The sequence below is a fragment of the Alcaligenes endophyticus genome, from assembly GCF_026344035.1.
Taxonomy (GTDB): domain Bacteria; phylum Pseudomonadota; class Gammaproteobacteria; order Burkholderiales; family Burkholderiaceae_B; genus Alcaligenes; species Alcaligenes endophyticus.
Genome location: NZ_JAPKND010000001.1, coordinates 860,835 through 881,735 on the forward strand (window position 1 = coordinate 860,835; position 20,901 = coordinate 881,735).

The following is a 20,901-nucleotide window of genomic DNA, read 5'->3' on the forward strand; positions in this document are numbered from 1 at the left end:
GAGGACACTTTATGTCAGCGCCTGACATACGCTCAGAAGTTAAAAAACGCAGAACCTTTGCGATAATTTCCCACCCAGATGCCGGTAAAACAACGCTTACCGAAAAACTCTTGCTCTTTGCAGGGGCGATTCAAATTGCCGGTAGCGTGAAAGCGCGCAAAGCCAGCCGTCATGCCTCATCTGACTGGATGGAAATCGAAAAACAACGCGGTATTTCTGTCGCCTCTTCAGTGATGCAAATGGAATATCGGGATTGCGTTATCAATCTTTTGGATACCCCCGGTCACCAAGACTTCTCAGAAGACACCTACCGCGTATTAACCGCTGTAGATGCGGCATTGATGGTGATTGACGCTGCCAATGGTGTAGAGCCACAAACGATACGCCTGCTCCAAGTTTGCCGGGCCCGCAATACCCCCATTATTACTTTCGTTAATAAATTAGACCGGGAAGTGCAGGAGCCGCTAGACCTCTTAGCCGAGATCGAATCGCACCTAGGCATGGAAGCAATTCCTTTTTCATGGCCTATAGGTATGGCACGACGTTTTGCTGGCGTATTCGATTTACGCCACGACCATATGCGGGTATTCCGTGCTGGTGAGGAACGCCACAGCCAAGATCAAGACGAAATCATTCCTGGTCTGGACAATCCCGTGATTGCTGAACGTTTTGGCGAGACCTTTGCCAAAGCGCATGAAGAAATCGAACTCATCTCGGCGGCTGTACCTGAATTCGACCAGGAGGCCTTCTTACAAGGTAAACAAACTCCGGTGTTTTTTGGTTCTGCTATCAACAACTTTGGTGTCCAAGAAGTCTTGGATGCTCTGGTTGAGTTGGCCCCAGCACCTGGCCCCCGCGAAGCCCTGCAACGTGAAGTGCTGCCAGAAGAAAGCAAATTCAGTGGCGTAGTGTTTAAGGTGCAAGCCAATATGGACCCGGCCCACCGAGATCGTGTTGCCTTTGTCCGCATTGCGTCCGGTTATTTCAAACGCGGCATGCGCTTAAAAGTATCGCGCTCCAACAAAGAAATCCGCCCTAATAACGTGGTTTCTTTCTTGTCGCAGCGACGAGAACTGCTGGATGATGCCTACGCCGGCGATATTATTGGTATTCCGAACCATGGCGTCCTGCAACTAGGTGATGTACTTACCGAGGGCGAGAACCTACAGTTCACCGGCTTGCCCTTTTTTGCGCCTGAATTGTTTCAAACCGTTGAGGTAAAAGACCCCCTGCGCACTAAACAACTGCGCGTCGGGCTGACCCAATTAGGTGAAGAGGGTGCTATCCAAGTGTTCCGCCCCCATATGGCTGGTGGCGTCATGCTGTTGGGTGCCGTAGGCCAACTACAGTTCGAAGTGGTCGCTCATAGGCTAAAAACAGAGTATGGGGTAGACGCCCGGCTATCCTCATCGCGCTTTAACATGGCCCGTTGGGTAACCGCTAAAGACCCCAAAGACTTAAAAAAATTCATCGAAACTAATGCGGGCAATATTGCTTACGATGTCGTCGAGGCTGTCGCTTTTTTAGCCAGTTCACCTGCGCAGTTACGCGTTGCTCAAGACCTCAATCCAGGTATAGAGTTTCACGCGATGCGCGAACATAGTGGACATGTATTTGGAGAAGCAGTCTAATTCTGTCACAAGCTCCAAGCCCGTAATTCGCTACAATAAGGGCTTGGACGCGTATTTTTAGAACGATGGGGCGCTTCTCATTGGCAGCGTCATTTTTTCTAGAGACCAGAAATCTATGTCTTGGCGTTTGATTATTGCCATTCTTTTACTCGCTGCAGGTGCCTCGGTTTGGGGCGGCATGGAGCTGGGCAATTGGCTGATTGCACACGGACCACAAAAATCTCTGGTCGTGCTACCACCCGACCCAGACGATATACCGCTGTTAAATGCCGATGGCCGGCCTTATACCGCACAACCTCCTCAGCCTCTGGCTGACGGGCGTTTAGGTGTGCCACAAGCCGTAGAAAGTATGGATTGGCAGATTAGCACTTCGGCTCTCGAGCAAGAAAATCCCCCTATCTCGTTAGCGACTACCTCTATCTCTTTAGAGGAAGCCATTAGCATCGCCATGAAAGAGCAAAGCGCATCACTACAAGGCATTGCTCAAGTGGATTTAACCAATAACAATGTCGACTCTGTCATCGATATTCCACAGCCTCCGCCCCCCTCGCAAGAGGTACAAGTGCCTTATAACAACAACGGCAATTGGCAAGCGCAATTGCAGCAAGAACTACGTGCTTGCAGCAATAAGGGCTTCTTTGATCGCCCCAGTTGCTCATGGGAGGCCAGAAATAAATATTGTGCGCCTAATAATGCTTGGGGCCGCGTAGAGGGCTGTCCTAGCAAAGCATTTTAAACGCTTTCCAGCACATACAAAAAACCTCCGTACTTTAATTAGTTACGGAGGTTTTTTAATCGATAAATGAAGCTGAAAATATGACGGATTAGTCGTGGTCGCCCATTTGGGACTGTAAGTAGTTTGGTAAACCGACCTTTTCAATCAACTCAAGTTGGGTTTCTACCCAGTCGATATGCTCTTCGGTATCGTCCAAAATCTTCAAAAACAAGTCACGCGATACGTAATCACGTACCGATTCACAGTAGGCGATCGCCTCCACCACGGTTTTGTGAGCGGCTTGTTCCAACTTCAAGTCGCAGCCCAATAGCTCAGGCACATTTTCACCTATCATGATTTTGTGCATATCCTGAAGGTTGGGTAAACCATCCAGCATAAAAATGCGCTCAATCAGTAAATCGGCGTGCTTCATCTCGCCAATAGACTCTTCATATTCGTGCTTACCCAGCTTCTCAAACCCCCAATGGTTCAGCATACGGGCGTGAAGGAAATACTGGTTTATCGCGGTCAGCTCATTTTTTAGCTGAGCGTTCAGGTGTTGTATAACGATTTTATCGCGGACCATAATCCTCTCCTGTGGTACGACTGTTCATGTCGGACGCAAGCTTACGCTGCGTTCCCTACTACGCTAAAACAGAAAGACTACCATGAAGGATTAGAAAAAGACCCTAAGCCCCTGAATACACGCGCTCTTACGTTGCTTATTTGGGTTAGTGACACACCAAATAATAAGCATTCGCAAAACGCCCTTTGAGTAGGGCTAAATGATTAAGCGCGACACACAACGCGTTCAAAAGGTATAGCAGGAATGACTGTATCGTTGGCCGCTGGCTCTACGATAGGAGTCAGTGGCGCTGCTATCATGGGTTGATCCTGGTACGCACCGCCCGGCAAATACTCTTTAGCGGTATCAGCACAACATCCACAACACGACGCAACACCTAACTGCCCCTGCAAATCGCAAAGACTCTTGGCACCGTTGCTAACAGCTTCCTGAACCTGACGCTCGGTAATCGCATTACATATGCAAATATACATGAGAACAATTATCAACAAGATTCATAAAAGAAGCAAGTTGTTTTTGATCACAATAAAGAAATATGGATAAACACCACGAAGGAAGCGCCACGAACCGCCAGCCATCAACTTATGAATGCCCTAAGTGGGCACGCATTCTACGTTGTACTGCCGACTCAATACCCTCTAACTCACGATATTTAGCCACCGTACGGCGTGCTACATCAATGCCTTGACGACACAGCATATCGCTCAGACGTTGATCAGAGTAGGGCTTGTGAGCGGGTTCAGATTGAATCAAACGCACAATGTGAGCACGTATGGCCAGCGCTGAGAGGGGTGCTTGGGCACCAAAGCCTGCCACTGCGGTAGAGAAAAAATACTTTAACTCAAACATACCAAGAGGCGTCTGCATATATTTAAGCCGGGTGGCACGTGACACTGTGGACTCATGTAATTCAGTAGCCAATGCAATATCACGCAACTGCAAAGGCTGCATCGCGGTTTGACCCTCAGAAAAAAAAGCTTGCTGCCGCTCAACAATGGCATTGGCCACCCGTAAAACAGTGGCAAAACGTTGACTAACGCCGCGTATAAACCCGCTCGCTTTTTGTCGCGCTTGCTGCAAACTAGGGCTTTGCAACAAGGCATGTTCATCCATCTGCGCTAAGCGTAAACGAGGTACCGCCCAAGGGTTTAAACGCACCTGCCATCGCCCAGACACCTCACGTAAAAGTACGTCCGGCGTAATGAAATCGGCGGTATTTTGAGTCCATGCGCGCCCTGGCTTAGGGTCCAACGCTAACACCCGTTTATGTGCAGCCTGCAAAACGTTAGCCCCGTAGCGTGTACCCAGCGCGTGCTTTAATTTATGCATGGACGACAAACTGTTTAAATGCTCTTGTATCAACACGTAAGCACACGCCAGTATCGGATCCACGTGTTTTGCTTGGACGCGCTGCAATTGCAGCGTCAAGCACTCCGCTAAGTCACGAGCTCCGACCCCTGCGGGATCTAACGACTGGACCAAATAGAGTGCCTCCTCAAGCTCTGATAACTCCACCTCTAGCTCGTCTGGCAGGTACAGCAAGAGCTCCTCCAAGCTGGTTTCTAAATAGGCGTTATCATCCAGCTCAGCAATAATCAGTTGAGCTAGCGCACGCTCTCGCTGATCAATGTGCTTTGCCGCCAACTGGCGCTCGAGGTAAGCGCTAAGCCCCTCACTTTGGGCCATATTTTGCAACCAATCCAGGTCATCCTCGGCACCACTGGAGGCTCCTAAGTTGGTAAAATCCAACACAGACAAAACTTCCGGTTCGCTCTGACTTAATGGCTCCGCCTCTTTAATGCCATACTCTAGCGGATCGTCAACACGCTCCAACATTGGATTATCCAGCAGAGCTTGCAAGATTTCTTGATCCAGTTCGGCACCCGACAACTGTAGCAATTTAATTGATTGCTGTAGCTGTGGCGTAAGAGCCAGCTTTTGCTGCTGGCGTAAATCCAAGATTTGGCGCGCAAGCATAGATAGGTATGAACACCATGAAAAGCGACTATCCCGACCATCAGCTACGCCAGGACACGCAAGTATTAAAGCAAGCTTTACATAAGCTCAATGCAACAGCCATTATCATTTCTGTGGTGACCATTGTAGTAGTTGCCGTCATTTGGTGGGGATTACTTAATCGCTTGATCAGTTTTGGCACTAGCCTTGATTACTCTGGCCTAGAGGGCCTTGGGGTGCAGAATATCGCCCGTCTGAAACAATACAATCCCTTTTTTTGGTGGACGATTGTCGCACTTATTAGCCTACTTATTGTGTACATGCTCTATCAGTTTTGCACTAATGTATTTTTGCGTAATCGGCAAAAAATTGTGGATGAAACCACTATCGCCAACCTTAGCCGAGCACTTAGCCCAGCGGCAAAAAAGGTGATCTTTTGGATCTGGCAAGATCCTATGCATCCTATCACTGTAGGCGTTTTGCAACGTAGCCTAGAAGAAATAAAAACGGGTAGATTCGAAAAAATTCATTTAGCTCAACTACATATCGAGCTTTTAAAGAAAGAGTACAAACGCGTAGACCCAGAAATTTAACTTGCAATGATGCAAATTTTATGTTCGACTAGAATAATGATTAGTCAGCACGCCACCCTCCCTTACAACGTGACCGCCAGCCAGTTCTCGGCTGACAACGTTGTCGCGCGTGCTCACTACCGCACTACCTTAGCACTAGCACTACTACTAAGCATCGGTTGCCGGGCCTAGCGCTCCGTGGTAGTCCGGCAGCCATACTCAGCCACATCCCGTTTTACGCCGTCACTGGCAAACACAAAACGTGTAGCTGAACGCTTAGTGGCGGCAAAAAGTTAATATTCTTTTTGTCCAACAGGTGCCCTCATGATGTTGACCGACCCCTCTCAAAAATACCGTCCTTTTGTGGCGTTCGAACACGACTATTCCGAACGTACTTGGCCCTCTAAGCGCATTAGCAAAGCGCCTATCTGGATGAGTACAGACTTACGTGATGGCAACCAGGCTTTAATTGAGCCCATGAGTGTTGCCCGTAAACTGCGCTTCTTTGAACAGTTGATCAAAATCGGCTTCAAAGAAATCGAAGTCGGTTTCCCTTCTGCCTCTCAAACCGACTTCGATTTTGTTCGAAAGCTGATTGAAGAAAATCGCATCCCTGACGACGTCACCATCATCGTCCTGACCCAATCACGCCAAGACCTGATTGAGCGTACGGTGCAAGCGGCAGCAGGCGCCAAGCAAGCCATTATTCACCTGTATAACGCGTGTGCACCCGCATTTCGTAAGATCGTCTTTAATATGAGTAAAGACCAAATCAAAGAAATAGCCCTGAGCGGTACGCGTTTGGTTAAAGCTGAGGTCGCTAAATACCCCCAAACCTCTTGGCGCTATGAGTACTCCCCAGAAGTATTCAGTACCACTGAACCCGAATTCGCTCTGGATGTCTGTAATGCCGTCGTTCAAGCTTGGGCGCCCACTGTCGAGCAGCCAATCATTTTAAACTTGCCCGCAACAGTAGAAGCCACCACACCCAATATGTATGCTGACCAAATTGAATGGATGCATACCCATTTACAGCAACGTGACAAAATCATCCTCAGCGTCCACCCTCACAATGACCGCGGCACCGCCGTGGCGGCAGCCGAATTAGCGGTAATGGCGGGTGCTGATCGTATCGAGGGTTGTTTATTTGGTAGCGGCGAGCGCACAGGAAACGTTTGCTTGGTCACACTGGCCCTGAACTTGTACACCCAAGGCGTGAATCCTGAGTTGGATTTTTCTGATATTGATGAAATTCGCCGTTGTGCGGAGTACTGCAATCAGCTACCTGTACACCCACGTCATCCTTATGCTGGCGACTTAGTCTTTACGGCGTTTTCAGGCTCGCACCAAGATGCCATTAAAAAGGGGCTGACTCAACAACAGGCTGACGCCCTCTGGGAAGTTCCGTACTTGCCTATCGACCCAGCCGACTTGGGCCGTAGCTATGATGCCGTCATTCGCGTCAACAGCCAGTCAGGTAAAGGCGGTGTATCGTACTTGTTGGAGCAAGAACACGGTTTGAGCTTGCCACGTCGTTTGCAAATTGAGTTTAGCCGCGCCATTCAGCGCGTCACCGACAGCACAGGAAAAGAAGTGACGCCTGAAAACGTATACGACATTTTCAAAGAAGAATACTTAGACGTTCCCACGCACTGGAAACTGATTAATCACCGCATTGTGAGCCAGCCGCATGAGCAAAGCGATCAACAGTTCAATATTGAATTAGAAATAGAGCGTGACGGTGAGCGCGTGAGCTTACAAGGGCAGGGCGAAGGTGCTATTTCGGCCTTTGTCGCTGCGTTGGGCCAGTCTATTACGATTATGGACTACAACGAGCACGCCATAGGCTCCGGAGCTGAAACACGCGCTGCCTCGTATGTGGAGATGCGTATTGGCGACAGCCCCACGGGCTTTGGTGTTGGGGTGCATCGCGATATCGTAACGTCTTCTTTCTTGGCTATCTTGAGTGCCTTGAATCGTCACGAAGCCAGCAAAAAACAAGAGGCCGCAACCGCTTAAGCCATTAACTCTAGCGGCGACGGGCGGTGATCCTGCCAGCTCAGCCGCTCACCCTAGCAGTCTCATGATCTGAGCTGACCACAGCAGCCCCTGTATCACAGGGGCTGATTCTATTGTGGGCCACATCCCTGTATCGCCTGCTGACGTAAGGCAAGATCCTGTACATGCAAAGCAGCGCGTACACAGTCATCCGTGGGTAAAGCCCCTGCTGCGGCCATTGCCGGCTTGGCCAGCATACGCTCCACCGACTGCTCCCAGCGCTGCAAAGCAGTCACTCGTGCTAGGTGACGCTGCGTGTACTCCTCTTGGATTAAGCCTTCTTTGTTAGGAGCCCGGGCCCAAAAATTCAAACGTCCTTCCCCCTCTCCTTTTGCCAGCCCTATAGGGCGCAACTGAGCGTCATAAAAATATGTTTCCACCAAGGCTACCGTCTCTTGCGCGCTGACCTCATACCGGACATTCACCACAGCCAAAAGATCCGGCGCGTCTTGCTGCCATTGCTCCAGCGATTCGTACATCTGCCAATTGGGAAAGTGCTTGTTAAAGCTGCGCCCCATCCAGCCTGGTATGAAGTCTGGGTCCGAATACGCCACCGCTGCAGCACGTAAAGACGGGTCCATCATCGGATTTCCAAACCCTCCCCGCGCCTCGTGCTGATACTGCTGCAAATAGCGTAAATTATTTTTTGTATTTTGACTCAGCACCACACCCAACGACACATCCGGCCCTGTGGGCAAAGCATGCCAGACCGATGCCTGCACAGACTCGGGAGGCAAGTCCACCTCTACACCCACCGTCGCGGGCGGCTCTGCCGTTGCACACCCGGTCAACATGATGGCTATACCCACCAGCACACTACCCAGCCACGTTGTTTTACTCATAAGGCCTCCTTTATTTAGCACATCTTGTCGTTAGGCCCAGGCCCCCCTTCACACCCATACCAGCCGGTATGACAGGGGAAATGAGAGTACCGTCTTTTACCCTCTGGAGAGTAGGAGTACCAACACTGTGACTTGCCCTGCGGTTGTATTTGTGACTGCTCCGCCTGCTGCTGAGCACTCATTTTCCCGAGTTCACTGATCGCGCTGCTCAGCCCTTGGGTCACGCTATTAAAAAACTGATCCGAACCGCGCCCCTGAGCACTGGCGTTTTGAAAAGCCACATCAGTATGCGTGGAGTCAAACGTGGGATCACGCATCGCGTTCTGAAAATGCGCTGTCTCTGGAGACAAGTCTGGCGGGCGTGCCTCACGCTTAGCCTGACCGCTTTTTGCACACACCCGACACGACTCAATCGACACCGTATTTTGCTCAATCGCGCTTGTGCCAAATAAGCTTTCGGTGCTGCTGTTACCGCTCTTTAACACCGTAATATGAGGTGTGTTATCGATGAAGAAAGTAATTTTGGAACACGTGGCATGAGAGCTACGCAGAACTAAGGTCGCCGCACTGTTCTTAGGCTGGTTACGAATATCACGCAATTCATAACTCGCGCTGCAACTGCCTGCTAGCTGCGTGCAATCGCAATCCACAGCCATAGCCTGGCTTGTCTGCCCTAGCAGCAAGGCCACACATCCTATACGCAAGGTGTATAAAATAGTGCGCATACCGCCCCCTGATCATCCCTCTTTCTGACGATTAATTATTCTATGAAGTGACGATCGCTAGCCTACCCTAAATGGGGTATAGACAATACATAAATCCTTAAAGCTTAAAATGATTTGCTGAGTCTGTGCGCACACAGCACTCAGTCCGTGCTTAATAATTCACACTCAAACCGGGTAGATCAACCGTAACCCGATTCGCATGCACAGCACTGACGCACGCTTGCGCAAAGCGCTGTGCAAGATCAGAGTTCGACTGCAACCCGTGGTAACCCAATGCATCGGCCACACCCATAATTTTGTCTAATAACAGCACCTTGCCACTGGCGCGCAATGGCTCACAGCCATGCTCTAGCCATTGCTGATCAAACCACTCGCGCGCCTGAGCTTCGGACATCCCAGGCTCGTCCAACGAAGTGTCAATTTCCAAAGACTGACCTGACGGAAAAATAACAGTAACCACACCACGCATCGCAAACCTCCAAGAATGTAGATAAGACAGAACAGCCTACTCAGTATGCGTATTAAAGTTTGTCAGCATAAAGACATTTACCGCCAACTTACCACGAGGTGTCGGTCTCTTCCCAGAGCACATCATGCTGTTCTTTTTCTGCTTTACGCAGCAACTCTAGCAACGGGTAAGCACGCTGGCGCAAACTGACAGGCCGCGTCATAGGATGCAACTTATCGTCGTTATCATCATCGTCTTCTTCATGGTAGCTATTTTCATGCTGCTCTTTGGCCTCGATCTCTTGCTCTATGCCGTGAATCATCGTCGATAACTGTTCTGCCGTAATCACGCCACGCTTGGGAAAACCCTCTGGAAATACGCGCCCCCCTGCTGTAAAGAGTGGCAGGGCATGTTCTACGAACATCATGACACTGGAAGCCGACTTTGTCTTAAAAGTAATTAGCATGGTGTTTCTCCTCTAGGACAATAAACCGTTTTATCGCCCTTCTCCACATAACGGTATTACAAGATAACAGGGTTTGACAAACTCTGGAGTAAAACAGATGAGGTCTTTGCTTAAAACGGCATCGCTGGGGATAGTTCTTACGCTATGGCCGCTCTGTAGTCACGCCTATACCTGCCGTGCCCCCGCCATCACCGCCCCCTGCGATCAGCATACTGCAGGCAGCCCATATTTGGGATGGGGCAATCCAGTACATCTACAAACGGGTGACAAATGGCAGCACGACATAGACCTTCCCATGCATACGTTATGGCCCGGGCTCAGCCGCCATTACCTTAGCCGTGCCAGCCCAGCCAGCCCCAGCATGCATTCCGAATTTTGGCATTTATCTTACGATGTACAGTTGCAGCCACAAGGCCAAAGCTGGCAAATCAACCATGCGGACGGTAGCACCTCCTGGGTAGCGGCACACGAACTCATCGATCGACCCACCACTGATGTACGCTGGCGGTGGCAATCGCCACAAGGGGCCATCTTAGACTTTGATCAAGACGGCTGGCTGATTTATCTGGGCCAACCCCATCATCCAAAAATTCACGTAAGCCGGCACAAACAGCCCCCTTTGCAACATGCCATTAAGCAAATTCGCTACGTAGGCCACGCAGCCGCTTTAAGCCTGCATTATGACACTCAACACCAGCGTCTTTCAGAAGTAGCAAGCCCATTGGGGCGCTTCTCATATGAGTACGATGCGCAAGGACGCTTACAAACGGTCGAGCGTCCAGACGGCATGCAACGAACCTACACCTATGCCCCTGCACAACAAGCGGGTCATGATTACGCTCTTAGTGCAATCAGTCTGCGCCAAGGCCACTTATTACTACCGCTATACGAATGGACATATGCCAATGGCAAAGTCATTGCGGGCCGAGCCGGTACACAGCAACAATTTTGGCATTTGGATCGTGACGCCAATCAAAGCACTATTACCCAGAACTCAACGCAGCAAACCTGGCGGTTTTCTAGTCCCGGTACGCTACAGCACTACACACTACAACCCTGTCCTAGCTGTCCCCTAAAACAAAGCACACAAACGCACAACTCAGTTGGCCAACTGGTACAAGCGCAAGGCTGGCAACTAGACCGCGCCGCCGACGGCAGCTTGCAACAGGCGAAAGCTGAAGACTCTGGCTGGGGTAAGCTACGTTTACATTTCACCCCCCAAGGACAGCTCAGTCGCTGGCACACCCCACTGGGTCTGCATCGGCGCCACTATGACAGTCAAGGTAGGCTACTCGAGCACCACTACTCCCAGCAAAGCTGGCTGAAAATAAAATATCAGGCACAACGTCCTAGCGTACTTGATTACGCCCACGACGATCAATCCTTGCAGGTCAAGCTACACTGGGCGGGCGCTACGCTCTTAACCATATCGCACCCCGAGGAAACTCAAAAGCTTTGGCTCAGTCCAGATCACCAACATGTACGTGTACGCCAAATAGAACGGGCGCGCCATGCGCTGCACTATCAAGAAAGTTTTCGCTATGACGAGCAGCAGCGCTTAGTAGAGCATTCTTTGCCGGAAGGCGGCAGTTTGCACTACACCTGGGGCACACATCAGCAGTTGCTCGCCATTCACTGGACTGGCACGTCAGGAAAAAAAGAACTTGTTATACAAGGCAGCCGGCACCAAGCCGGTTATCGTTGGGGTAACGGTGTTGCTGCAGTCACGCAGCTATCGGCTCAGGCACAAGCCGCACGACACAGCATTTATAGCCCCCACCACCCTTTATGGGAGCAAGAAAGGCACTATGGCGAACAAGGTCAGGTACTGCGCGAGCGCTATTGGCATGCCGAGTTTCCCAGCCTAGAAAAACGCTATGGCTATAACGATGATCTACGCTTGATTGTAGAAAAAAACACTCAACAAGAGCACTGGTGGCAATGGCAAACTACGGGCGCAAGTAATACCAACCAGGGCACCACCAAACCAGAGCAGGCCGAATTACCCAGCCACGTAGGAGACTGGCAATTGTATTACGGCGCCCAACGTCGCTTGCAAAGCATATGGTCTAACCAGGTAGCAATTGCACAATATCGTCACGATGCTTTCGGCCAGCGTATCTATAAACACACACAGCAAGCACAAGTCGGCTACCTTTATCATGACCATAAACTAGTCGCCGAATACTCATTGCTCACCCCTCAAACCGATCGGCTAGCGCTAGATCGCCGCTATATCTACGCCCATCATGTACCCGTGGCGATGCTAGTCTATGAGGCCGACCACACAGCACGCCTGTATTTTATTCATAGCGATCTTATGGGGGCGCCACGCCTGCTCACTGATACCCATGCACAAACGGTATGGTTAGCCGATTACACTGCGTGGGGCCGAGCTCAGGTGCTGCTGGAAAAGCTAGACTTTCCGTTACGCTTACCCGGCCAATACTTCGATACAGAAAGCACTTGGCACGATAATTTACTGCGCACCTACCTGCCTGATCACGGCCACTACCTTGAGGCGGACCCACTAGGCCCACTACCTTTATCTGGTTCACAAGCATATGGCTATGCCCAACAACAACCTTTACGCTATGTCGATCCGCTCGGGTTAATTCTCTTTGCCTTTGATGGCACCCGCATGAGCTCTAGCTCAAACAGTAATGTATGGAAGCTGGCTCAACTCTATGCCGACGGGCCCTCTCATTACCAACGCGGGCCGGGTAATAGCTATTATCTAGACTGGGATGCCATCGTAGCGTGGAATGCCCGCCAGATTCTAGAAAACCATTGGCAGTCCTTACTCAATGCAGTAGAACGCCGTGGGCAAACCAACTCACCTTTAGCTATCGACATATTAGGCTACTCGCGCGGCGCGGCCTTAGCTCGCGAATTCGCTAATCGTATACTTGAACACTCACATGCTGGGCTCTTTGAATTTCATCATCCCCAGCGCGGTTGGTTGCGCGCTTGTGTAGATCTGCGCTTTATAGGGTTGTTTGACACTGTCGCGCAATTTGGTCTGCACGGTTCGCATAATTACTTATATAGACTAGGTGTGGCCAATGCCTGGCATTGGGTCGCTCATGCAGTCGCCTTACATGAACATCGCCATCTTTTCCCTCTGAGCGCAATCAATGCCGCACACAACACCGTGCAAGCTCCCTTTATCGGAGCCCATGGCGACATCGGAGGGGGAGCGCTAGCCGATGACCTACCCGTGTCAGATCTGGATAAAGTGGCGTTAGCGTGGATGCACTGGCAAGCCAAAGCCGCTGGCCTTTCTTTGCATGACCTGCCCGAGAAAGAGCAAGACCTGAACCAACTTATCTTGCACGACTCTAGGCCCGCTTTTCTACGTTATCTGCAAAATGGTGACCGGCAATTGCTCTACCATGGCCACGGTCAAGACTTGGCTTACCAAGACCTGCATCCGCACCTCGGACGCAAGAGCCGAGAACAGGTGGAGCCGATTATCCAACGCTACCTAGACTGGCGAACCCGCACTGACCCAATGGTCGGTGAGATTGATAAGCAAGCCTATGAGCGATGGCTCGATGAGACCCATGGCTGGACACCATAAACGTTCGAATTCATACTTTGACTTAAAATCAAGCTATCATGTTGTACTAAACCCGCCGCATGACGTGATGGCGCCAATGACATCCATGACAGGCTGCGAAGCCTGTCATCGGCTTTAACCCCACAACGTATACACTATGCTTCCTGAGCAAGAAAATCAGTTAATCGCACATATACAGGCCGCTGTAATCAAAAGCCTGCCCCAAGCCCAAGCCAAGGTTCAACTAGAACGACCCAAGGTCGCTGCCCATGGCGACGTTGCTTGCAATATTGCCATGCAACTGGCCAAACCAGCCAAACGTAACCCGCGCGAACTAGCCCAGGAAATTGTCGATACTCTGCTCAGCAATGAACAGGCGTGCCAACTCATTGCTAGCGCAGAAATCGCCGGCCCCGGGTTTATTAATTTCAGGCTAACTGCGGCCACTCACCAAGCAGTGTTGCATACCATACAAGCCCAAGGCGTAGGCTTTGGTCATGCTCCCCGCAGCGACCATAAATTAATGGTGGAGTTTGTATCCGCCAACCCTACCGGCCCTTTGCATGTAGGACATGCTCGTCAAGCTGCTTTAGGCGATTCCCTATGCCGGGTCTTTGCCTCGCAAGGCTATCAAGTTACACGAGAGTTCTACTATAACGATGCGGGTAATCAAATTGATAACCTAGCCATCAGTGTGCAGGCGCGCGCGCGCGGCATTAATCCTGACGCCCCTGAGTTTCCTAGTGATGGCTACAAGGGCGATTACATTATGGATATCGCTCAAGAGTTTCTCGCCAAAAAATCTGTACAAGCAGCGGATGGCGAAAGTGTGACGGCGAGCGGCGACATTAATGCCTTAAACGATATACGACTGTTTGCCGTCGCTTACCTACGCCGAGAACAAGACTTAGATTTGCAAGCGTTCAATTTGAAATTTGATAATTTCTACCTAGAAAGCTCGTTATATACCTCTGGTCGGGTTGAAAACACCGTACAGGCCCTTATCGCTAGCGGACATACTTACGAAGAAGGGGGGGCGCTTTGGCTGCGCACGACCGAGCTCAATACCGGCGACGATAAAGATCGCGTGATGCGTAAATCGGAAGGGGGCTACACCTATTTTGTGCCTGACGTGGCCTACCACGTGGCCAAGTGGGAACGAGGCTTTCACCATGCCATCAATATTCAAGGCTCAGACCACCACGGCACCATCGCCCGTGTTCGAGCCGGTTTACAAGCGCTTGATATCGGTATACCTGCCGATTACCCCGCATACATTCTGCACAAAATGGTGAAAGTAGTACGCGATGGCCAAGAGGTAAAAATCTCTAAGCGTGCGGGTAGCTACGTTACCATGCGCGACCTGATCGACTGGGTTGGGCAAGATGCAGTACGTTTTTTCCTGATTCAGCGTCGAGCCGACTCAGAGTTCGTTTTTGATATCGATTTAGCGCTTTCAAAAAGCGAAGAAAACCCTGTGTACTACATACAGTACGCACATGCCCGCATCTGCTCCATTCTCAGCCAGCAAGCGGCTTTACTGGAACATATCAATCAAGCTGATATCAGCCGCTTAATAGCTCCTAGTGAAATCACCTTGCTGCAACGCTTAGCCGAGTACCCCACCATTTTGGCGCAAGCGGCTCGTGAACTAGCCCCCCACCACATCGCTTTCTGGCTGCGTGACTGCGCTGCCGATTTTCATGCTTGGTATAACGCGGAACGTATCTCCGTCGATGATGAAGCGCTTAAGTTAGCTCGTTTGCGCTTAGCCCAAGCTAGCGCGCAAGTCATCAAACAAGGCTTGGAGCTGCTGGGCGTTTCCGCACCAGAGCGTATGTAGGTAGGGAACTCACTCATGGCTCGTGCCCGTAAAACAACTAGCGGCTCTAAAGGCAACACCTTTTCTGGGGTATTCATAGGCCTAATCCTTGGCCTAGCTGCCGCCTTATTGGTAGCGCTATTTGTCACCAAAGCGCCTTTGCCTTTCGTGGATCGTTTCAGTCGCGAACCCGAAAAGGTGACTCTACCTCCCGCGCAACAGGCCCCAGACCCTAACCAAAGTCTATATAGTCAAACTCCTCCGGCTATTGTTCCAGGCACGACACTCCCCAGCGTCACACCACCAACCATCACTACGCCAGTCGCGCCCCCCCCATCGGGTGCACCTAGCAAAGCAGACACCGATGAACTCAATAAGCTCATCGCTAACTTACCGCCTCCTATGGCTAGCCCTGCACCGCCTAAACCGGCGCCAGCCGCTAAAGCGCCTACCTTAACGTATTACCTGCAGGCAGGTGCTTTTAGCAAAACTCAGGATGCAGATGCCATGGCAGCCCGCTTACTGATGCTAGGGCTTAATGCCCACATACAAAAAGGCGAGCTAAATGGCGCCAGTATCCACCGAGTACGCTTAGGACCCTTTCAGGGGCTAGATGAAATGAATCGCGTCCGCAGCAAGCTGTCGGACGAAAAAATTGACACCTCGGTTGTGCGCTCTCAATAGGAAAGGAACTTAGTGCCAGACTGTTAGTCTCAAACGCATTAAGGTATTAACAAGGACATACCATGACGCTCAAAAGCCTGCTTACCTCTATTTTTAGTATTGCCGCGTTAAGTGCTGCCACATTGCTGCCCGCCACGTCGGCACAAGCCCAAGACGGCTATACCACTTTATCGCAAGTGCTGCCCTCCGATACCAGCGGTAAAACAGAGGTGCTGGAATTCTTTTCTTATGGCTGCTCACACTGCGCCGTACTTGAGCCTAAGGTAGCCGCTTGGGCCAAAACCCTTCCTGATGATGTCGTCCTACATCCAGTACCTGTAGGTTTTAATGCAGGCATGACCGATATGCAAAAACTGTATTACACCTTGGTTGCCTTAGATCGCACCGACCTACACCCAGAAGTCTTTAAAGCTATACACCAAGAAAAAAAACCCTTATTCGACCTAAAAAACATGAGTGCTTGGGCCGAAAAGCAAGGGCTGGATAAAACCCGTTTTGAACAAACGTTCAATTCGTTTGGGGTTGCCACTCGCGTCAATAAAGCCAATCAGCTCACCCAAGCTTATATGATTCAAGGCACCCCTAGCTTGGCAATAGGCGGACAATATGTAACCTCGCCCTCGATGGCCAAAGGCTATGACCAAACCATCACCCAAGCTCAAGCATTACTCAAAAAGCTAGGTAAGTAATATTGGTGGCACGCTGTTTCCTTAGGATCACATGCCTAGGAAACAGCCTTTTAGGACGCCACGGCAATATTTAAGGCTTGCTCCAAATCAGCGATCAAGTCTGCCGCTGACTCTACCCCTATATGCAAACGTAACAAGCTATTTTGCTGATCTGCCCAGTAGCTATGCCCAGCCAATACGCTAGGGTCTACATACTGCACCAAGCTTTCGAATCCACCCCACGAGTAACCAATACCAAATAACTGTAAGGCATCTACCATGGCACGCGCTTGCTGAGGTGTGACACCTAGCTGCACCGACAACATACCGTTGGAGCCCGTACAGTCTCGCTGCCATAAAGCGTGCCCAGTGTCCTGTGGCCAAGCAGGATGGTACAAACGCACTACCTCAGGACGTTGTGTTAAAAACTCGCATATCTGCAACGCATTGGCGGCACTTTCACGCATCCGTAATGGCAGGGTACGAACCCCTCGCATCGCCAACCATACGTCGTCAGCGCTGACCGAGTGGCCTAGGGCATAATGATTATCAAACAATACCCGATCTATCTGAGGATCGGCTGACATCACAGCCCCCAGCATCAGGTCGGAGTGCCCCCCCACATACTTGGTGCCCGCCACAATGGATACTTGTGCCCCCAACTCCAACGGACGATAAATATACCCTGACCCCCATGTATTATCCGTCACCAATAGTAGTTGATGCTCGCGGGCGAACTCCGCCAGCAAGGGCAGATCGAGCATTTCCATCAATAGCGAGCCGGGAGACTCCACATACAGCATGCGCGTGGACGGGCGTAGATGCTGCCGCAGCGCATCAGGGCTAGCTTGACTATACGTACACGTGATGCCCATGCGCTGTAGTACTGTTTTCTCTAAGTAACGCACTGGCCCATAGACGGAGTCTGCGACCAACACATGGTCGCCCTTACTAAGCAACGCTAGCATGGCATGTGAAATCGCCGCCATGCCTGAGGAGGATAATAAGGCTTGGCTGGCGCCCTCCAACGTACAAAACACCTGTTCCAGCGCAGCATGCGTTTGCATGCCACTACGTCCATAGGTGGTAGAACGTAAGCGTAAGTCTGCCTTAGCGGCCTGGGCTTTATCTAAGGCCGCCAAGTTTTTAAAGCGTACCGTACTAGTACGCACAGAGGGCAGGGCGACGGGCGCAGATCCGGTAATAGGATCAAAGTCAGCCAAGCCTGCGTGCTGCAGAAAGGTATCTAACTTTTTTGTATCAGGAGAGCTCATAGTATGCGGTCCATGCCCACGTATCAGAAAAACATATACGCTAACACAAGCCAAGCGTAAAACGTCGCTTAGGCCTGCACGAAGCGGTAAACACCATCCTCACCCAATAAGCGTTTTAGCTTACCGTCAAAATACAAAGCATGTAAGTGCGCTAACGCCTCGCCCATCGCAAAGGTAAGTTGGTGGGTATCTAGTTGGCGCCGGAACAGTACCGGCAAGATGTCTGCCGCTGTTTGCGGCTGGTGACAGGCGGCGAGCACCTCCTCCAATCGCTCTGCATGATGCTCCCATTGCTGACGTACCCGCTCATGCATACCTTTAAAGGGTTTGCCATGCGAAGGCAACACTAAGGTGTCGGTTTCCAAAGGGTCATACTCACGCAAGGAGTTCAAATACAGAGGCAAAGGATTAGCCTCAGGCTCATGCTCAAACACACTAATATTGGTAGAAATGCGTGGCAGCAACATGTCGCCAGAAATCAGCACTCGCAAACTTTCAGAATATAAAGATAAGTGTTCAGGGGCATGGCCATAACCCACAATAATCTGCCAATCACGGCCACCTATATCAATACGATCGCCGTGCATCAAACGTCGAAATCGCGTTGGTACACTAGGCACTAAAGTAGGGAAATAATTACCCCGAGCGCGAATTTGCTGTCTGGCCGTTTCATCTTGTAAGCCATGTCGAACAAAGTGTGCTTCAGCCGCCAAACCATTGGCCCCCTGGCCGGACTCATCCGTACTAGGTTCCGACCATAAGCGCGCCAACACATAGTCGGTCATGCTCATCCATAAAGGTGCCTGCCAACGTTTGCATATCCAATCGGCCAAGCCCACATGATCAGGGTGCATATGCGTCACTAACACACGCAGCACTGGTAAGCCCTCCAGTTCACGCTCAAAAATCTGATTCCAAAGCTCTTTTACTTCGGGTCGTGCTACGCCCGTGTCTACCACCGTCCACCCTTGGCGACCATCGATCTCGTCTCGTAGTAACCACAAATTGATATGGTCTAAGGCAAAGGGCAGGGGCATGCGCAACCAACGCACACCATCAGCCACAGCTATGGTTTTACCTGCCTCAGGTAGGCTGTCTTGCCAGGGATACTCCAACTTCAACTCGTTCGCATTCATAGTGTCTCCATGCTGCCTGCGCCAAGCAGGCTTTGGTTTAATCTTAGCCTGTGGCATGATAGTTTACGTTAACGTTAACTGTCACCTATCATGAGTACCACCACCTGGACCATTTCAGATTTAGCCCAAGAGTTTGCCATCACACCGCGAACCCTGCGTTTTTACGAGGACCACGGCATCGTTAGCCCTCAGCGGCAGGGCAAACAGCGCATTTATCATCCTCGCGATAGAACGCGTCTGAAGCTCGCTCTACGGGGAAAACGACTAGGGTTAACCTTATCGGAAATCCTAAGCCTGATTAATTTATATGAGTCTCCAGGCGATACCATTCCACAATTAGAGCGTTACTTAGAGGTGTTACAGCAACACAAAACCATGCTTGAACACCAACTCCACGATCTGAACCAAACCTTAAGTGATATAGAACAACAATTTGTCCATTGCTCTACCTTACTGTCCGGTAAGCGGGCAAAATTAGGGTAAATATTAGTGTTTACGTTAACGTAAACGTAATATCCTTACTACTTTACTATTGCTGCTCCATCACCTTGCGGAGGATGCCATGAGCCTACCCGGCCTAAATTTTGAATTAGGTTCTGACCTAGACATGCTACGCGCTAGCGTACACGATTTTGCCCAATCCGAAGTTGCGCCCTTAGCGGCACAAATGGACAAAGATGACCAATTCCCCATGCATTTATGGAAAAAAATGGGGGATCTCGGCTTATTAGGCATCACCGTTAGCGAGGAATACGGCGGCAGTAATATGGGTTATCTAGCACACATGCTGGCCATGGAAGAGCTATCGCGCGCGAGCGCCTCTTTGGCTCTTTCTTACGGTGCGCATTCCAATTTATGCGTGAACCAGATACACCGCAATGGCAGCGAGGCACAAAAACAGAAGTATTTGCCCGGCCTGATTAGCGGGGAGCAAGTAGGCGCTTTAGCCATGAGCGAAACCGGAGCGGGCTCCGATGTGGTAAGCATGAGCCTACGTGCTGAGCGCAAAGGTGATCATTTTGTCCTTAACGGGCACAAAATGTGGATTACGAATGGCCCGGATGCGGACACCTTAGTGGTTTACGCCAAAACTGACCCCCAAGCACACGCACGTGGAATTACGGCGTTTATCATCGAAAAAGACTTTCCTGGCTTCTCGGTTGCGCAGAAGCTGGACAAGCTGGGAATGCGTGGCAGTCACACAGGGGAATTGGTTTTCCAAGACTGTCTCGTACCTGTAGAAAACATTTTGGGTGCCGAGAACGGAGGCGTCAAAGTGCTGATGAGTGGCCTAGATTATGAACGAGCCGTTTTAGCTGGCGGGCCGCTAGGCATTATGCAAGCCGTCATGGATATCGTCGTGCCCTACATCCACGATCGCAAACAGTTTGGGCAAGCCATTGGTGAGTTTCAGCTCATTCAGGGCAAAATGGCTGACCTGTACACCACATTACAAGCTAGCCGTGCTCTGTGCTACACCGTCGGTAAAAACCTCGATCAGCTAGGCAGTGCTCATGCCCGCTCGGTACGCAAAGACTGTGCCGCCGCTATTTTGTACAGTGCTGAAAAAGCAACGTGGATGGCAGGCGAAGGTATACAAATTTTAGGTGGTAATGGGTATATCAATGAATTTGCCACGGGCCGTCTGTGGCGCGATGCCAAACTTTATGAAATTGGAGCCGGCACCAGTGAAATCCGCCGTATGCTGATAGGCCGTGAGCTATTTAACGAAACAGCCTAACTCCTTTCTGTGTAA

At 50.7% G+C, this 20,901-nt stretch carries 19 protein-coding genes; 10 read left to right on the plus strand and 9 right to left on the minus strand.

Translation table 11 applies throughout. The annotated features are described in order from the left end of the window. The first annotated feature begins 11 nt into the window (after positions 1-11). Together OSH01_RS03985 and OSH01_RS03990 are read left to right on the plus strand one after the other, a co-directional pair. Positions 12-1,631 (plus strand): peptide chain release factor 3, encoded by a 1,620-nt coding sequence (locus tag OSH01_RS03985; RefSeq protein WP_266122749.1) that lies wholly within the window; start codon positions 12-14, stop codon positions 1,629-1,631. A 115-nt stretch (positions 1,632-1,746) separates the two neighbouring features. Further along, positions 1,747-2,367: a hypothetical protein gene (locus tag OSH01_RS03990; RefSeq protein ID WP_266122750.1), complete on the plus strand. Its 621-nt coding sequence runs from the start codon at positions 1,747-1,749 to the stop codon at positions 2,365-2,367. Positions 2,368-2,455: 88 nt separating this feature from the next. Here OSH01_RS03990 and bfr read toward each other — a convergent pair whose 3' ends face one another. The 3 genes from bfr to rpoN all read right to left on the minus strand — a co-directional run bounded on the left by bfr (position 2,456) and on the right by rpoN (position 4,909). Then, positions 2,456-2,932, minus strand: coding sequence for a bacterioferritin (gene bfr, locus OSH01_RS03995; RefSeq protein ID WP_266122751.1), 477 nt, complete (start codon positions 2,930-2,932; stop codon positions 2,456-2,458). A gap of 203 nt (positions 2,933-3,135) precedes the next feature. Next, complete coding sequence (locus tag OSH01_RS04000) at positions 3,136-3,405, minus strand: (2Fe-2S)-binding protein (protein WP_376918079.1); 270 nt, start codon at positions 3,403-3,405, stop codon at positions 3,136-3,138. Between the two features lie 109 nt (positions 3,406-3,514). Further along, the gene (gene rpoN / locus OSH01_RS04005) at positions 3,515-4,909 is read right to left on the minus strand and encodes an RNA polymerase factor sigma-54 (protein WP_266122753.1); all 1,395 of its coding nucleotides are present in this window, start codon (positions 4,907-4,909) and stop codon (positions 3,515-3,517) included. Between the two features lie 8 nt (positions 4,910-4,917). Between rpoN and OSH01_RS04010 the strand changes: the two genes are divergently transcribed. Together OSH01_RS04010 and leuA are read left to right on the plus strand one after the other, a co-directional pair. Continuing rightward, a complete protein-coding gene (locus OSH01_RS04010) occupies positions 4,918-5,481 on the plus strand; it encodes a hypothetical protein (protein ID WP_266122754.1) in 564 nt (187 codons plus the stop codon). Between the two features lie 303 nt (positions 5,482-5,784). Further along, positions 5,785-7,479, plus strand: coding sequence for a 2-isopropylmalate synthase (gene leuA / locus OSH01_RS04015; protein ID WP_266122755.1), 1,695 nt, complete (start codon positions 5,785-5,787; stop codon positions 7,477-7,479). Between the two features lie 110 nt (positions 7,480-7,589). On the opposite strand, the gene OSH01_RS04020 is transcribed toward leuA, so the two are convergent. From OSH01_RS04020 to OSH01_RS04035, 4 genes are all read right to left on the minus strand, one after another. Beyond that, positions 7,590-8,360, minus strand: a complete 771-nt coding sequence (locus OSH01_RS04020; RefSeq protein WP_266122756.1) for a hypothetical protein — start codon at positions 8,358-8,360, stop codon at positions 7,590-7,592. Between the two features lie 14 nt (positions 8,361-8,374). Then, positions 8,375-9,085 (minus strand): hypothetical protein, encoded by a 711-nt coding sequence (locus tag OSH01_RS04025; RefSeq protein ID WP_266122757.1) that lies wholly within the window; start codon positions 9,083-9,085, stop codon positions 8,375-8,377. A 151-nt stretch (positions 9,086-9,236) separates the two neighbouring features. Continuing rightward, the gene (locus tag OSH01_RS04030) at positions 9,237-9,554 is read right to left on the minus strand and encodes a hypothetical protein (RefSeq protein WP_266122758.1); all 318 of its coding nucleotides are present in this window, start codon (positions 9,552-9,554) and stop codon (positions 9,237-9,239) included. A gap of 88 nt (positions 9,555-9,642) precedes the next feature. After that, positions 9,643-9,999, minus strand: a complete 357-nt coding sequence (locus OSH01_RS04035; protein WP_266122759.1) for a DUF1840 domain-containing protein — start codon at positions 9,997-9,999, stop codon at positions 9,643-9,645. Between the two features lie 97 nt (positions 10,000-10,096). On the opposite strand from OSH01_RS04035, the gene OSH01_RS04040 reads away from it, so the two are divergent. From OSH01_RS04040 to OSH01_RS04055, 4 genes are all read left to right on the plus strand, one after another. Then, positions 10,097-13,582, plus strand: coding sequence for a phospholipase effector Tle1 domain-containing protein (locus OSH01_RS04040; RefSeq protein WP_266122760.1), 3,486 nt, complete (start codon positions 10,097-10,099; stop codon positions 13,580-13,582). A gap of 136 nt (positions 13,583-13,718) precedes the next feature. Continuing rightward, a complete protein-coding gene (argS, locus tag OSH01_RS04045; protein WP_266122761.1) occupies positions 13,719-15,404 on the plus strand; it encodes an arginine--tRNA ligase in 1,686 nt (561 codons plus the stop codon). Positions 15,405-15,419: 15 nt separating this feature from the next. After that, complete coding sequence (locus OSH01_RS04050) at positions 15,420-16,067, plus strand: SPOR domain-containing protein (RefSeq protein WP_266122762.1); 648 nt, start codon at positions 15,420-15,422, stop codon at positions 16,065-16,067. A 62-nt stretch (positions 16,068-16,129) separates the two neighbouring features. Then, positions 16,130-16,756 carry a thiol:disulfide interchange protein DsbA/DsbL gene (locus tag OSH01_RS04055; protein WP_266122763.1) on the plus strand — a complete coding sequence of 209 codons (627 nt, stop codon included), beginning with the start codon at positions 16,130-16,132 and terminating at the stop codon, positions 16,754-16,756. Between the two features lie 50 nt (positions 16,757-16,806). On the opposite strand, the gene OSH01_RS04060 is transcribed toward OSH01_RS04055, so the two are convergent. Continuing rightward, positions 16,807-18,009 (minus strand): trans-sulfuration enzyme family protein, encoded by a 1,203-nt coding sequence (locus OSH01_RS04060; protein WP_266122764.1) that lies wholly within the window; start codon positions 18,007-18,009, stop codon positions 16,807-16,809. A 68-nt stretch (positions 18,010-18,077) separates the two neighbouring features. Next, positions 18,078-19,145: an MBL fold metallo-hydrolase gene (locus OSH01_RS04065; protein WP_266122765.1), complete on the minus strand. Its 1,068-nt coding sequence runs from the start codon at positions 19,143-19,145 to the stop codon at positions 18,078-18,080. A gap of 90 nt (positions 19,146-19,235) precedes the next feature. Here OSH01_RS04065 and OSH01_RS04070 point away from each other — a divergent pair, with 90 nt between their 5' ends. Continuing rightward, positions 19,236-19,628: a MerR family transcriptional regulator gene (locus tag OSH01_RS04070; protein ID WP_266122766.1), complete on the plus strand. Its 393-nt coding sequence runs from the start codon at positions 19,236-19,238 to the stop codon at positions 19,626-19,628. A 79-nt stretch (positions 19,629-19,707) separates the two neighbouring features. Next, complete coding sequence (locus OSH01_RS04075; protein ID WP_266122767.1) at positions 19,708-20,886, plus strand: isovaleryl-CoA dehydrogenase; 1,179 nt, start codon at positions 19,708-19,710, stop codon at positions 20,884-20,886. Positions 20,887-20,901: the final 15 nt, after the last annotated feature.